This window comes from Phenylobacterium sp., assembly GCF_036963605.1.
Lineage (GTDB): Bacteria > Pseudomonadota > Alphaproteobacteria > Caulobacterales > Caulobacteraceae > Phenylobacterium.
On record NZ_JBALUY010000001.1, the window covers coordinates 25,266 to 38,254 of the forward strand.

At 67.1% G+C, this 12,989-nt stretch carries 16 protein-coding genes and 1 tRNA gene; 8 read left to right on the forward strand and 9 right to left on the reverse strand.

Annotation, left to right across the window (positions count from 1 at the left end; translation table 11 throughout):
- Positions 1–22: 22 nt before the first annotated feature.
- Together V7702_RS00110 and V7702_RS00115 are read right to left on the reverse strand one after the other, a co-directional pair.
- Positions 23–1,918, reverse strand: a complete 1,896-nt coding sequence (locus tag V7702_RS00110; RefSeq protein WP_335648114.1) for an ADP-ribosylglycohydrolase family protein — start codon at positions 1,916–1,918, stop codon at positions 23–25.
- Between the two features lie 227 nt (positions 1,919–2,145).
- A complete protein-coding gene (locus tag V7702_RS00115; RefSeq protein ID WP_335648115.1) occupies positions 2,146–3,423 on the reverse strand; it encodes a sulfatase family protein in 1,278 nt (425 codons plus the stop codon).
- 132 nt (positions 3,424–3,555) lie between these two features.
- On the opposite strand from V7702_RS00115, the gene V7702_RS00120 reads away from it, so the two are divergent.
- A complete protein-coding gene (locus V7702_RS00120) occupies positions 3,556–4,137 on the forward strand; it encodes a hypothetical protein (RefSeq protein ID WP_335648116.1) in 582 nt (193 codons plus the stop codon).
- A 27-nt stretch (positions 4,138–4,164) separates the two neighbouring features.
- Here V7702_RS00120 and V7702_RS00125 read toward each other — a convergent pair whose 3' ends face one another.
- Together V7702_RS00125 and V7702_RS00130 are read right to left on the reverse strand one after the other, a co-directional pair.
- Positions 4,165–4,653: a pyridoxamine 5'-phosphate oxidase family protein gene (locus V7702_RS00125; protein WP_335648117.1), complete on the reverse strand. Its 489-nt coding sequence runs from the start codon at positions 4,651–4,653 to the stop codon at positions 4,165–4,167.
- Positions 4,654–4,718: 65 nt separating this feature from the next.
- Positions 4,719–5,702, reverse strand: a complete 984-nt coding sequence (locus V7702_RS00130; protein ID WP_335648226.1) for a phytanoyl-CoA dioxygenase family protein — start codon at positions 5,700–5,702, stop codon at positions 4,719–4,721.
- A 72-nt stretch (positions 5,703–5,774) separates the two neighbouring features.
- On the opposite strand from V7702_RS00130, the gene V7702_RS00135 reads away from it, so the two are divergent.
- The 6 genes from V7702_RS00135 to V7702_RS00160 all read left to right on the forward strand — a co-directional run bounded on the left by V7702_RS00135 (position 5,775) and on the right by V7702_RS00160 (position 9,185).
- Entirely contained in the window at positions 5,775–5,960 is a 186-nt protein-coding gene (locus tag V7702_RS00135) for a YegP family protein (RefSeq protein WP_335648118.1), read from the forward strand.
- A gap of 96 nt (positions 5,961–6,056) precedes the next feature.
- Positions 6,057–6,194 (forward strand): entericidin A/B family lipoprotein, encoded by a 138-nt coding sequence (locus V7702_RS00140; RefSeq protein WP_335648119.1) that lies wholly within the window; start codon positions 6,057–6,059, stop codon positions 6,192–6,194.
- Between the two features lie 82 nt (positions 6,195–6,276).
- Positions 6,277–6,684, forward strand: a complete 408-nt coding sequence (locus V7702_RS00145) for a DUF983 domain-containing protein (protein ID WP_335648227.1) — start codon at positions 6,277–6,279, stop codon at positions 6,682–6,684.
- Between the two features lie 128 nt (positions 6,685–6,812).
- Positions 6,813–6,971, forward strand: a complete 159-nt coding sequence (locus V7702_RS00150; RefSeq protein ID WP_304716358.1) for a DUF3309 family protein — start codon at positions 6,813–6,815, stop codon at positions 6,969–6,971.
- A 108-nt stretch (positions 6,972–7,079) separates the two neighbouring features.
- Positions 7,080–8,414: an MFS transporter gene (locus tag V7702_RS00155; RefSeq protein WP_335648120.1), complete on the forward strand. Its 1,335-nt coding sequence runs from the start codon at positions 7,080–7,082 to the stop codon at positions 8,412–8,414.
- Positions 8,415–8,426: 12 nt separating this feature from the next.
- Positions 8,427–9,185, forward strand: a complete 759-nt coding sequence (locus tag V7702_RS00160; RefSeq protein ID WP_335648121.1) for a DUF599 domain-containing protein — start codon at positions 8,427–8,429, stop codon at positions 9,183–9,185.
- A 6-nt stretch (positions 9,186–9,191) separates the two neighbouring features.
- On the opposite strand, the gene V7702_RS00165 is transcribed toward V7702_RS00160, so the two are convergent.
- Both V7702_RS00165 and msrA read right to left on the reverse strand, forming a co-directional pair.
- Positions 9,192–9,530, reverse strand: coding sequence for an MmcQ/YjbR family DNA-binding protein (locus tag V7702_RS00165; protein WP_335648122.1), 339 nt, complete (start codon positions 9,528–9,530; stop codon positions 9,192–9,194).
- The gene (msrA, locus tag V7702_RS00170) at positions 9,527–10,177 is read right to left on the reverse strand and encodes a peptide-methionine (S)-S-oxide reductase MsrA (RefSeq protein ID WP_335648123.1); all 651 of its coding nucleotides are present in this window, start codon (positions 10,175–10,177) and stop codon (positions 9,527–9,529) included. Before msrA ends, V7702_RS00165 begins: the two co-directional genes overlap by 4 nt.
- Before the next feature lie 138 nt (positions 10,178–10,315).
- Here msrA and V7702_RS00175 point away from each other — a divergent pair.
- A tRNA-Ser gene (locus V7702_RS00175) sits at positions 10,316–10,405 on the forward strand.
- A gap of 52 nt (positions 10,406–10,457) precedes the next feature.
- On the opposite strand, the gene V7702_RS00180 is transcribed toward V7702_RS00175, so the two are convergent.
- The 3 genes from V7702_RS00180 to V7702_RS00190 are packed head-to-tail and all read right to left on the reverse strand — an operon-like array spanning position 10,458 to position 12,920.
- Entirely contained in the window at positions 10,458–11,300 is an 843-nt protein-coding gene (locus tag V7702_RS00180) for a tetratricopeptide repeat protein (protein ID WP_335648124.1), read from the reverse strand.
- Between the two features lie 58 nt (positions 11,301–11,358).
- Positions 11,359–11,775: a hypothetical protein gene (locus V7702_RS00185; protein WP_335648125.1), complete on the reverse strand. Its 417-nt coding sequence runs from the start codon at positions 11,773–11,775 to the stop codon at positions 11,359–11,361.
- Positions 11,772–12,920 carry a hypothetical protein gene (locus V7702_RS00190; protein ID WP_335648126.1) on the reverse strand — a complete coding sequence of 383 codons (1,149 nt, stop codon included), beginning with the start codon at positions 12,918–12,920 and terminating at the stop codon, positions 11,772–11,774. Before V7702_RS00190 ends, V7702_RS00185 begins: the two co-directional genes overlap by 4 nt.
- Positions 12,921–12,989: the final 69 nt, after the last annotated feature.

Here is a 12,989-nt window from a genome sequence, read left to right on the forward strand (position 1 = left end):
GGGACGTCCAGACCGCCCCGGCTCAGGGAAAGACGCCGAGCTCGCTCAGGCTGACATAGCGCTGGTCGCCTTCGCCGCCATTCAGGCCCTTGATGCGGATGGCGAGCGTTTGCACCGGGGGGAAGTCCATGCGGTAGGCGCCGTAGTGCGGACGCAGATGCTTGTCGTTCTGCAGTACGGGCTCAGGCGACATAAGTACCCCCGGCACCGCGACCCATCTGCCCTGGCCATCCAGTTGCTCGACGCTGAGGGAGGTCATCCAGCCGCCGTACTCGCCCATCCGCCCGACCGTAAGCAGGACGCTGCCAATGGTCTGGGGAGAGGACCAGCGGTATCCGAACGTTTCAAGCTTCGTAGCGGCCTTGGGGCTCTCGACGCTTGTCCCGCCATAGCCGACGCCGTCGCGGAGAAGCTCCAGGCGTTGAGGCTCGGCCGGACCCAGCACCTCGCCAGCCTGCAGGGCGAGGTTGCGGCCCACGACCACGATGTCGAGCCGTTGGGATTGGCGCCGGCCGTCATCGGGCGTGGCCGTGAGTTCGGCCTCGTAGTCGCCCGGCTGGGTTGGCGTCCCGGTCACCCGGCCGGCGGCGTCCAGGCCTACGCCGGGCGGCAGGCCCTGCGCGGTCCAGACGACTCCCGAGCCTCCGGCGTGGATGGGAAGATCGACCGGCGCGCCCTGGAGCAGGGTCTGGGGCGGCCAGGCGGCCAGTTCGAAGGGGGCCTTGAAGCTCGCCCGCGGATTCACCTCATAAGCCGGCTGCTCCTCGGTTCCGACCTGGCGTCCGCCTTGCGCGAGGATGTTGGCGATCGCGAGCGTCGTGGTCCGCTGAGCCATGTCGCGCAAGGACGCGTTGGGCAGGTCTCGCCGGGAGCGGTTGAGATAGCGGTCATTGAATGGCAGAGCCCAGCCTTCGACCGGCCGAAGCAGGGCGTCGGGGATCGCCGCCAGCCCGTGGGCCGCGCCCAGCAGACCGGCGACCGTCGCGGCCTGATTGTCGGCGTCAAAGCCCATGGCCGAAGCGAGGTCGAGTGTGCGCTGAAAGTCGCCCTCGCCGTAGAGCAGGGCGAGGATCGCGCAGGCGCCGTTCAGATTGGCGTCCCAGATCGACCGGGGGGCGGCCTGCACATAGTAGGCTTCGGCCACCTCCCGCCGGGCGGCGCGCCAGTCGTCGGGATAGCGCCGCTTCAAGGCCTTGGCGAAGGTGATCACCTCCCGGAACTTGGCGCCGGGGGGCAGGGCTGCGGCCCCGATGTCGATGAGCTTCTCTACGTCGGGTTCGTAGAAGGCGGCCGCGAACATGGCGCCATAGGCGATCGTCGGCTCCGTGCCGACGCCGTCAGCGCTGACCCGCGCGGCCCAATCGGACTTGGCGGCGGCATAGTCGACCATGCCAGGCGCCGTAATGGCCCAGATCTCGTTGATCAGCTGCGGATCGATCTGAAACCATTCCGGGTTCAGTTCGCGCGCGCCGGTATAGGGCGGGGCGTAGCCCATATGCATCAGCGCCAGGGCCTGGCGGTTGGCGATCCAGACCCAGTCATCGACATGGGCCATCCAGGCCGAGCGGATCTGGCCATAGGTTGGCTCGAGGCCCGCCTGCTCCATGAGCTGGAGGTAGATGTACTCAATGTCGGTGTCGTCGTCGGAAAAGGCGCCGCCGAAGGCGTCCATCACCCCGGTCATCCGGGTCGCCCCGAAGTGCGACTGATAATAGGGAATTTCGAGGAAGTCGTAGCCATAGGGAAAGGCGTCCGGGCCCGGCTCATCGATATGGATATTCTCGTGGGGCAGGCCGTAGATGTTGCCCACCAGCTGTCCGAGCCAGGCGGCATAGATGCGATCGTAGAGTTCGGCTTCCGAAATCCGGAGCGGGGCCGGCTCCGCCGCCTGCGCCTTGGCCGACGGCGCCAGAGCCAAAAGGGCGGCTCCCAGAGCCGCCGCTAGACATCGTCCACCCATCGCCATCCTGATCCCCTCAATGCGCCCAAGCTTGAGGATAGCCAAGTCGCCCGGCTTACTCTTTCACGAGGACGCCCGCGCTTTTGCGCGGTCGCGCCTGCCGTGAGCCCGGACGCAACGGCCGGCCGGGCGGCGGCCAGGTCGGAAGCCAGAGGCGGCGCCGGCCCACCGGGTTCCTGAGCGCCTCAGTCCTTCCACGTCTCCGCGCTCGGTGGCGCCTTGGCGGGTGGTCTGGTTTCGGCGAAGGGAGCGTATCGGGCGCGGGCTTCGGCCACGCGGCGGGCCATGTCTTCGGCGACGTCCGGATGCCGTGACAGCAGGGAATAGGTCTCGCCGGGATCGACGACGAGGTCGAACAGCAGTGGGTAGCGATGCTGGTCCAGCGGGATGTCCATGGTCCGGTAGTAGGACCGCACGACATATTTCCAGCGCGGGGTGCGTACGGCGGCCACGTGCAGATTGTCGAACAGGATCACCTGGTCGTGCGGCGAGGACTCGCCGCGCAGGAGAACGCCGGAGAGGTCGGCGCCGTCGATCCCCTCGGCCGGCGGCGCCAGGCCCGCCATGGCCGCGATCGTCGGCAGCAGGTCGAGATTGCTGGCCAGGGCGTCGGAGACCGTCCCGGCGGGGATCGTCCCCGGCCGCCAGGCGATGAAGGGCACGCGGTAGCCGCCCTCCCACGCCGCTCCGCCCTTGCGGTCGCGGAACGGACCGGTGGAGCCCTCGAACCAGGGACCGTTGTCGGAGGTGAAGACCACCATCGTGTCCTCCGCCAGACCCATGGCCTCCAGCCGGCGCAGCAGGCGGCCCACCTGGGCGTCCACCTCTTCCACCACCTCGCCATAGTCGCCGGCCGGGGAGCCCATCGGATCGTCGGGATTGGGCCGTAGAGGCACGTGCGGGGCCGTCAGCGCCAGCAGGATGAAGAAGGGCTCGTTCCGGTGGGCTTCGACGAAGGCGGTGGTCTCTTCGAAGAAGTGTTGGGTGAGTTTGGCGAAGTCGGCCTTGGACTCGCTCATCGGCGCCTCACCCTCGCCGTCATAGAGGGTGAGCGGCCGCATATCGTGGCTGTAGGGCAGGCCCATGAAGCGGTCGAAGCCGAACCGCTGCGGCGGCCAGTGGGGCGAGACGTGGCCCAGGTGCCACTTGCCGATCAGGGCGGTGGCGTAGTCGGGCTTCAGCAGCCGCGGAATGGTCGGCGCCTCGGGCGGCAGTCCGTTGGTGTCGGCGGGCTGGATCACCTCGCGCGCCAGGCCGTGGCGGATGGCGTAGCCGCCGGTGAGCAGGCCGGCCCGGGACGGGGTGCAGACATTGGCCGAGGCGTAGAAGTCGGTGAGCCTTGCCCCCTCCGCCGCCATCCGGTCGAGCTGCGGCGTGCGGATCATCGTGCCGCCGTCGCAACCGATGTCGCCATAGCCGAGATCGTCGGCCAGGATGACGATGAAGTTGGGCTTGCGCGGCATGGCTGTTTCTCCAGGGCGGCGAGACCACGCGGCAAGGCGGGGTAGCGATCAGCCGAGGGCGCCGGGGCCGGCAGGTCAAGTCCTGGCGACGGACGAGGGAACCGGATCGGTTCCCATCGCGTCATTGGCGGTATGACCCGTCTTGCCAACCTTCGCCTCGCCCGCGGCGCCCGCTACGCCAGCGTGGCCCTGGCGCCGCTTTTCGCCGCCTTGGCCCTCGCCGCCTGCTCGGACCCCGCCGGGGAGGCCCAGTCGCCCGAGGCCGCGGCCCCCGCCACGCCCGTCGCCCCCGAGACCGCGCCCCAGTCCGGGGCGCGCAGAGACACGGTCGGCGGCGATGGGTCGGACATCGTCCTCAACGGCCTGACCGGCGACGAGATCGACGCGGCGGGACTGTCGGGGGAGCTGGCCTGCGCCTTTGTGGGCGAGGGAGACCAGATTCTGCTGCACGCGAAGGGCGTTGTGGCCTCGTCCGATCCCGCCCAGGGGGTGGTGAAGGTCGGGGACTATGTGGAGCGCGTCGGCGCGCCGGGCGGCTTTGACGGCATGTTGCGTGGCGCGAGCTTCACCGGCCAGGGCAAGACGGTTGTGATCGAGGTGACCGGCGCTCCCATCGGTAGCGGGGAATCGCCGCCCAATCCCGCCACGCTCACCTATCAGCGCGCCGATGGCGCCAGCCGCGTCTTCAACGGCCTGTGGACCTGCGGCCCCTAGCTCGCCCAGGGGCCGCTCCGGGCCAGGCTAGCTCAACCGGACTTCGCCGACCTTGTCTGCATAGTCCTGCTTGGGATCGCGGCCCATCATCACCTTGATGCCGGCGAACAGGCTGTGCTCGTTCAGCCAGATCTGGGCCCGTTCCGGCTCGAAGCGCAGCAGCTGCAGCTTGGGATCATCCTTGCCGCCCTCGTACCAGGCCGCCACGAAGGGGTTCCACAGGCGCTCGATCGTGTCCCGGTCGTTGTCCGGGACCAGCCGGCCATGGATGGTGGCGAACAGCTCGTGGTCCTTGGAGGCGAAGTGGGCCATGGCCCGATGGCCCGTCCCGGCGGCCTGCACCAGATCCACGCCCTTGGCGCTGAAGATCCAGATGGGTCCACCCTCATCACCCTCGATCTGGGCGGTCATCGGCTGGCTGTGGCCCTCCTCAATCCCCGTCAGTCCCAGCATGAGGGTTCGATCGGATTTCAGGGCTTTCCAGAACTTGGCTTCGAGTTCGGCGAGGTCCGCCATGGCGGGGCTCCTTCAGGTGGGGAATGGATGTCCCAAGCCGAACGAGGCCGAGACCTCGGCGTTCCCTAGCCGCCCCGCACCTGAGCGCCGATCGCGGCAAGATCCTCAGCCGTGCCGAAGGCGGCCGCTTCGCCTTCGCCGCGCAGGGCGTAGCTCGACGGGACCATTTCTGGTCCCTCGCCCGGCGGCAGGGGCGGAGTGTAATAGCCCAGGGCGTAGCCGCCGAGCGCATAGCCCAGCAGGTCCTGCAGGTCTTTGGGGAGGGTGCGGGCGATATCCGGCGGGCAGGACAGGTACTGGTTCTCTTCCTGCCGGAGCCAGCCGAGCGCATAGGTGATGTTGAGACCCCAGCGGTCCTCACCGCCCCGATGCGCGCCGCCGCCGTGGAAGACGCTGCCCGTATAGACCAGCACCGATCCGGCCGGCATCAAGGCTTGGGTGATCTCATGTCCCTGTGGCCGGCGATCGTCCGGCCAGGTCTGTGAGCCTGGAACCACCTTGGTGGCGCCATTTGCGGCGGTGAAGTCGGTCAGCGCCCAGATGGTGTTGAGCTGCGGCTCGACCCCCTTCAGGTGCGCGCCCCAGGCCCAACGGTCGCGGTGGATCGGCTGGGCGTCCTGGCCCGCCATGATGCGGATGAGCTGGGTGAGATGCAGACGCCACCGCTCGCAGTTGGGCTTGAGCAGATGGGCGCACAGGGCCTGGATCTGCGGGTGGGTCACCAGGGGACGGCAGGCGGGGGCGCGGGCGACCAGGGCGCCGGTGCGGGTGGTGCGCACGCCGGTGAAGCCGTCCCGGCCAACCGGCGTCGCCTCCACATAGGGCGCAAGCTCGGCCTTGAGCGCAGCCATCCGGTCCGGCGCTATGGCGTCATCGAGAATGAGTGCGCCGTCGTGGTCCAGGACTGCGGCGATGGCGTCGGCCGGCGCGTCCGCCGGCAGATGGGTCAGTTCGGCCATGGTTTCCTTGCCCGCGGGGCTTTGGCGTTCCGGGCCTGCCGTGCCCCGGCGGCGGCCCATGGGCCTCAGCATGCCTCCGCCGGGGATCATGGCCAAGCGGTTGTCCGATGGGCGCGAACGCGGCAAGGTCGGGTTTCCGACAATTCCATCCGGGAGGGCGCGATGGCCTACAAGTTCGAAATCTTCAAAGACAAGGCCGGCGAGTTCCGCGTTCGCTTCCGGGCCTCCAACGGCGAGGTCATGTTCTCATCCGAGGGCTATGCGTCCAAGTCGAGCGCCAAGAACATGATCGAGTCGATCAAGAAGAACGCCCCTGACGCCGATGTGCAGGACGACAGCGCCGCCTGAGGTCGCGCCATTTCCATTGATCCTGGCTTGCGGCGTCGCTTACATCGCGTCGCAAGCTGGACCAGGGGGTCCGGCGTCCTGGAGACCTGATTTCCCATGCGCAAGGTGCTGATCCTGGCCGCTTTGGCGGCTGCCCTGATGGTTTCGGCCTGCAACACCGTGGCCGGCGTCGGCCGCGACATGGAAGCTGCGGGCTCAGCGGTGAAGAGCACGGCCGAGGACATCAAGCGCTAGAGATGCCGGCGCGCCGGACGGAGGCGAGGACGTTTCCATGCGACGGCGCGCCACCCTTTCGCCAGAGCTGGCGAGGGCGCATATGGTCTCTATGAGCCAGCCCCCACGTCCCAGCTTCTTCGCCGCCCTGAAGCGTGGCCTAAAGGGCCGCTGCCCGGCGTGCGGCGACGGCGCGCTGTTCTGGCGCTATCTGAAGGTGGAGCCGGCCTGTCCGGCCTGTGGCCATGACCTGGCCCAGTACCCCGCCGATGATGGCCCGGCCTATTTCACCATCCTGATCGTGGGGCACCTGGTCGTGGGCCCCATTCTGCTCTTTCCCTTCATCTGGCAGGCGCCGCTCTGGGCGGTTATCCCGGCCACGCTGCTGCCGCTGGCCGGCCTGACCCTCTTGCTGCTGCCACGAATCAAGGGGGCCTTCATCGGTGGGCTCTATGTGCTGGGGGTGAAGGAATCCGACGCCCACCTGCACAGCGCCGACGCCGCCGACTGAGGCGCCGGCCGGCCGCGCGCTCGCCATGGGCGCCCTTGGTCAGATCCAGCCGGAACCTGCGCCGTTAGCGCCCGTTCTGTGGTCAAGGCTGGGCGAACCACGGGGTTCGCGCCTTGGGAGAGCATCCGATGTCGCTTGGCACAATCCTTCTGATCATCCTCGTCCTGGCGCTGATCGGCGCCCTGCCCACCTGGGGCCACAGCCGTAGCTGGGGCTATTTCCCGTCTGGGGGCCTGGGTCTCATCCTGGTGATCGTGCTGATCCTGGTGCTGATGGGTCGAATCTAGCCCGCGCCGTCAGATCCCCGCCGGCAGAGGCTCGATTGAGGGCTTTCGCTGGCGGGCGGACCTCCCTAGCATCGTGCGAACGATAAGACGCAGCGGGGGGCGGCGGGCATGACGGCGACGGAAACAGGCGCAGACTCTCAGGCCCCCCCTGGGCTTCTGACCCCGGGTCTGACCCCGATCCAGCGGTTCAAGGCCATAGCCGGCGGTTCGGCGGGGAACCTCGTAGAGTGGTACGACTGGTTCGCCTATTCGTCCTTTGCTCTCTATTTCGCCCCCCACTTTTTCCCCTCCGGCGATCCGACGTCGCAGCTGCTGCAGGCGGCCGCCGTCTTCGCCATCGGCTTCCTGGCCCGCCCTGTCGGCGCCTGGATCATGGGCCTCTATGCCGACCGGGCCGGACGCAAGGCCGCGCTGAGCCTGGCCGTGGCCATGATGTGCGCCGGGTCCCTGGTGATCGCCGTGATCCCCGACTACGAGGTGATCGGCGTGGCCGCGCCGGCCGTCCTGCTGCTCGCCCGTCTGCTGCAGGGGCTGTCCGTGGGGGGCGAGTACGGCGCCAGCGCCACCTATCTGTCCGAAATGGCCGGTAAGGAGCGTCGCGGATTCTGGTCCAGCTTCCAGTTCGTGACGCTGATCTCAGGCCAGCTTCTGGCGCTCGGCGTCCTCATCCTGTTGCAGCGGCTCCTCCCCACCGAGGCGCTGGAGGCCTGGGGCTGGCGCATCCCGTTCGTGATCGGCGCCCTGCTGGCGGTGGTGGTGTTCTGGATCCGGCTGGGCCTAGAGGAGAGCGCCTCGTTCCAGAACGCGCAGGCCTCGGGCGCCGAGCGGGCGCGGACCATGATGCTGTTCACCCACCATCCGTGGGAGACCACAGCCATCTTCCTGCTGACCGCCGGCGGCTCGCTCGCCTTCTACGCCTATACGACCTACATGCAGAAGTTCCTGGTCAACACCTCGGGCTTCACCAAGGAGACGGCGACCAACATCACGGCCGCCGCCCTGGTGGTCTATCTGTTCATCCTCCCCCTGTTCGGCTGGCTGTCGGACAAGTGGGGGCGGCGGACCAACCTGGCCTTCACCTTCGGGGCCGGCATGCTGCTGACCTATCCGATCATGACCGCCATGGCCGGGGTCACCGAGCCGCTGATGGCCTTCGGCCTCATGGTGGTGCTGATCGTGATCATCGCCGGCTATACCTCGGTCAGCGCCGTGACCAAGGCCGAGCTGTTTCCCGCCCATGTGCGGGCGCTGGGGGTGGCCCTGCCCTACGCCATGGCCAACGCCGTCTTCGGCGGGACCGCCGAGGCCGTCGCCCTGGGCTTCAAGGGCCAGGGAGTGGAGAGCGCCTTCTACATCTACGTCTCGGCGATCATGGGGGTGGCGCTGATCACCTCCCTGCTGCTGCGTGACAGCCGCCGCCACAGCCGCATCCTGGAGGACTAGGAAACCCCGCCGATGCCCGGCCTGCAGCTCTCCACCCTGGACACCGTGGCGCTGGCGATCTTCGCGGTCGCCTGGCTGGCCTATGAGCCGCTGGTCAAGGCCGCCCTCGGGCGGCGCCACATGATCAATCTGGACATGGCGGTGATCCGCGGCGCGTGGATGGGCAATATGGCCCGGCGGGAGAGTCGCCTGATGGACAGCCAGTTGCTGGGCCACACCATCAACTCGGCCTCCTTCTTCGCCTCGTCCAACCTGATCCTGATCGCCGGCGCCTCTGGTGTGCTGTTCGGCGGCGAGTCGGCCTTCCGCAGCGCGTCCAGCCTACTGGTCATCGAGACATCGACCCGGCTGCTGTTCGAGGTGCAGGTGGCGCTGGTGTTGATCACCCTGGCCCGAGGCCTGCTGGACTTCATCTGGGCCATCCGCCAGCTCAACTACACCATCGCGGTGATCGGCGCCGCGCCGGACGAAACGGTGGGGCTGGCGCCAGGTTATGGTTCGGCGGCCGGGCGGCTGCTGAACCCGGCGCTCTCGGCCTTCAACGCCGGTGTGCGGGGCTACTATTTCGCCCTGGCCGCCGCCAGTTGGATCTTCGGCTCCACAGCCTTCATCGTGGCGACCATCAGCGCCGTGGCTCTGCTGATCTGGCGTCAGCGCAGCTCGGCCGCAGCTCACGCCATCGCCGACATCCGCACCCTGATCGAAACGGCGCCGGAACGCCCCCCGGCCTCCGAAGACCCCGCCAGCGACAAGTCTGCCGACACCGGCTGAGTTCAGCTAAAGGCCCAGCTCACGCCGCTGGGCGCGGGTGAGCTTGGCCGCCACCAGAGCGTGGGCGGTGGCCAGCCAGGCTGTGACCTCATCGGCGTCCAGCGCGGCCAGGTCGTCGAACCGCACCCAGCGCGCCCGGGCGAGATAGGGGGCGGGACGGCCCGCGCCGCTCTCGACAAGGGCCTCATAGGCGATGTCCGTAGCTTTGAACGACAGCCCGCCGTCGGAACTTTCGACCGCGAACATCCGCCCGCCCACCTTGAACACCCGCTCAGCGCCCCACTGGACGCCGAGCGTGGCGCCTGGCAGGGCCAGGGCCGCAGCCTCCAGCGCCTGCGGGCTCACGCCTCGACGCCGGTCCCGATCGGGCAGGTCACGCCCGTGCCGCCGATGCCGCAATAGCCGCCCGGATTCTTGGCCAGGTACTGCTGGTGATAGTCCTCGGCGAAATAGAAGGGCCCGGCCTCGACGATCTCGCTGGTGATCGGCCCCAGGCCCTTAGCCGACAGGGCCTGCTGGTAGACGCCCTTGCTGGCCGCTGCGGCCGTGGCTTGGGCCTCATTCTCCACATAGATCCCCGAGCGGTACTGGGTGCCCACATCGCCGCCCTGGCGCATGCCCTGGGTGGGGTCGTGGCCTTCCCAGAAGACCTTCAGCAACTGCTCATAGGTCACCACGCGCGGGTCATAGACCACCAGCACCGCCTCGGTGTGGCCGGTGCGGCCGCTGCACACCTCTTCATAGGTGGGATTTGGGGTGAAGCCGTTCACATAGCCGGCGGCCGTCACTTGCACGCCGGGGATCTGCCAGAACAGGCGCTCGACGCCCCAGAAGCAGCCCATGGCGAAGACGGCGGTCTCCATGCCTTCGGGATAGGGCCCCTGCAGGGGCTGGCCGTTGACGAAATGGGTCTTGGCGGTGGAGATCGGCTGGCTGCGGCCGGGCAGGGCGGTCTCGGCCGTAGGCATCTCAGCGGGCTTGCGGAACAACATGGCGACCTCGGACGGATAGGAATGGCTCTTGCCCCTACAGATAGGACGCCGCAGGCCAGACGAACAGGGCCGCTTGCCCCGGGCGCCCACCTCGCTATATAGACGCCCTTCCGCCGGGGGCCCGCCCCCGACCGGTGTGGTGAGGTGGCCGAGTGGTTGAAGGCGCACGCCTGGAACGCGTGTATAGGGGAAACTCTATCGAGGGTTCGAATCCCTCTCTCACCGCCACCGTCTTGCGCCAGGTCGCAGGCAGGGGCGAACCCCAACCAGCATCACATCCTCACCCCTCCGCCATCTCGCGCAGGTCGAGCTCGGCGGCGATGTAGCCGAAGGCGAAGCGGCTGCGGCCCTGCAGGATTTGGTCGAACACCGCCCGGGCGCGCTCAGTCTCGCCGTTGTAGAGATACCAGTTGCCGACCCCATAGCCCTGGGTGGCGTAGATGGTCTCTACGTCATGGATCACCTGCGAGCCCTTGTCCGGAGTTAGCAGGTCTTCGGGCGCCAGCTCGCCGCGATACATCCGCAGGCGGCGATAATAGGACGGCCCCTCGACGAAGGCCTCATCGGCCAGGCCTTCTGGGATGCTCGCCAGCACCGCCTCGGCGGCGGCGGCGTCGCCCTTGCGGCGCAATGTCATGTAGAGCCAGTCGTGGCACGCGGTCAGACCGTCATAGTCATCCTCGCGCACCCACTTGATACACTGGCGATAGGCGGCCGCGGCCTCGTCCCACTCGCGCAGCAGATAGTGGGCCAGCGCCAGATGGTACCAGGTGTTGAACTGGATGCTGGTGGGCGGCACGGGCAGCTCGTTGTCCTGGCCATCGGGCTCGATCCATTCGGCCATGCCCTCGATCAGTTGTGCGGCCCGGGCGAGGTCGGCCTTGCCCTCGGCGAACCGCCGCGTCGACAGATAGCGATGGCCCCGCTGGCGCAGCAGTTCGAAGGAGTCCGGAAACCGCTCCAGGCCCTCGCTGAACACCGCGATGGCCTCCTCGATCCGATATCGGAACCCCAGCACCCGCCCGTACCAGACGGTGTTGGCCAGGGAGGGGGCGGCCTCATAGCGGGCCTGGGCGCGCTCAAGCGTGCGGCGGGAACGGTCTCGGATGCTGTCTTCGCTCATGGAGACAGTACGGCGGCCGATCGGGGCGTTGGCAAGCGGGGCCGGCGGCCCCACTCTCTCATTCTACAACGGGCGTAGGCGTTGTGGTCCTGTCATTGAGGGAGCTGGACCAACCTATATTCATGAAGCGAGGATCGGCGTTCAACGCCGAGTTCAGCTGGGTCAAAAACGATGGGAAATTCTTGCTTCTAAAAAGTCCGAACGCTTCCTTGGCGTGGAGATGGCATTCACTGTCAAACACACGGGCGATAAAAAGCTCGTACCTGTATCGGCCGTCCCTGACGTTGAGCCTCCAGCCATGGTCGTCCTGGATAGGCTCCGAGACTTCATATCCAAGCGGCCTCAGGATTGCGGTCCAGGCTTCGGCAATGTTCTGCCCGGCAGGCGCAATCTCTTCGAAATCAACCGACTCGTCGCCTTCGACGCCGTCATAGGGCAGTTCCGTTTCGAACTCTGCAAACGGCCTGATCTTCACCGTGCGTCCTCCTCGCCTTCCACTGATTGTATAGCCGATCCCGCTGCAGCGCTAAGTCCGCCCACCCGCGCCTTCAGGGGCTCCGGAGTCCCGTGCCAGATGCGGCCAAGTGCTCCATGTCGTTTCAACCCCAGCTTCTTCCCACTCCAACCACCGTTGAGTAGCTTCGTCCCATGGAAGTGGGGGTCAACCTCAAAGTGGCGCTCATAGAAGTCCCCCCGTGTTATGCCGATAGGTCTCAGAATATTGAATTCGCTCTCGGAAAATATCTTGGGGAGCTTCCACCGCCGTGCGACGGCGTGGTGACCCATGTTTTTCTTTGGGTAGGGCTTCGCCAAGTGGGCGGACTGGGCTTTCGTGAATCCCTGCGCCAGATACTTCTCGACCGGGGAAGCTGCGACAGCCCCAAAGACCTTGGTGCTTTTGGCGAGCGGGCCGCCAAAAGCGAGCGAGCCCACGTCGAAAGCTAGCTCGCCCTGGTTCATTCCAATGTCGAGCCGACGTTGGAGTTCTCCCTTTAACGTCGGCGCCACAGGTGTTGCACTCGGGTCCAAATCCAATCGCATTTGATGGCCGAAGCTCCGAGCATCCTCGACAAATACCCGCGGGTCCTTGGCTCCCTCCACGACGTATTCAAGGCCCCGCTCCATGGCGTTCCCAAATTGCTCGCCTGCAGTCTTACCGGCCGGGCTCAATAATCTATCAAGTACAGGGTTCTGAACTCGGACAACGAACAAGGCGGCGTTGGCTAGTCCTTCAACTGCATGAGCGCCACCTCTCAAGAGGCCGATCGGAATGGCGCCTTGTTGTGCCAGATGACCAGCCAGCGCTTTCGCGGTGGGGTTGGCATCCAGATTAGCCTCCATGCGGGACAAAAAGGACTGACTATTTGAACTCGGCGATCCGCCGGATTGCTGCCGCTTCACGGCCGACTGAGTGGCTTGAGCGAGTTGCGCCTTGACGCGGGTAGCCTCCTTTTGCAACCGAGCGGCCGTCTCGGCCGCGTTCTGCTGGGTGCGACGGAACGCCCGCTCAGCGGCCGCCTGAGCTTCCTGACGGGCGCGGGCGACCTCTTGTCTGGCGTGATTGCTGAACGCGTCGACTGCCCCGAGCACGCCATCGCGCGCCAGCTGAAATCTGACCATGTCGCCCCACCAATTTGTTGAACGCTAAGCGCGTGCGCCTCTCGGGCCGCCACCACCACCTGAGGACTT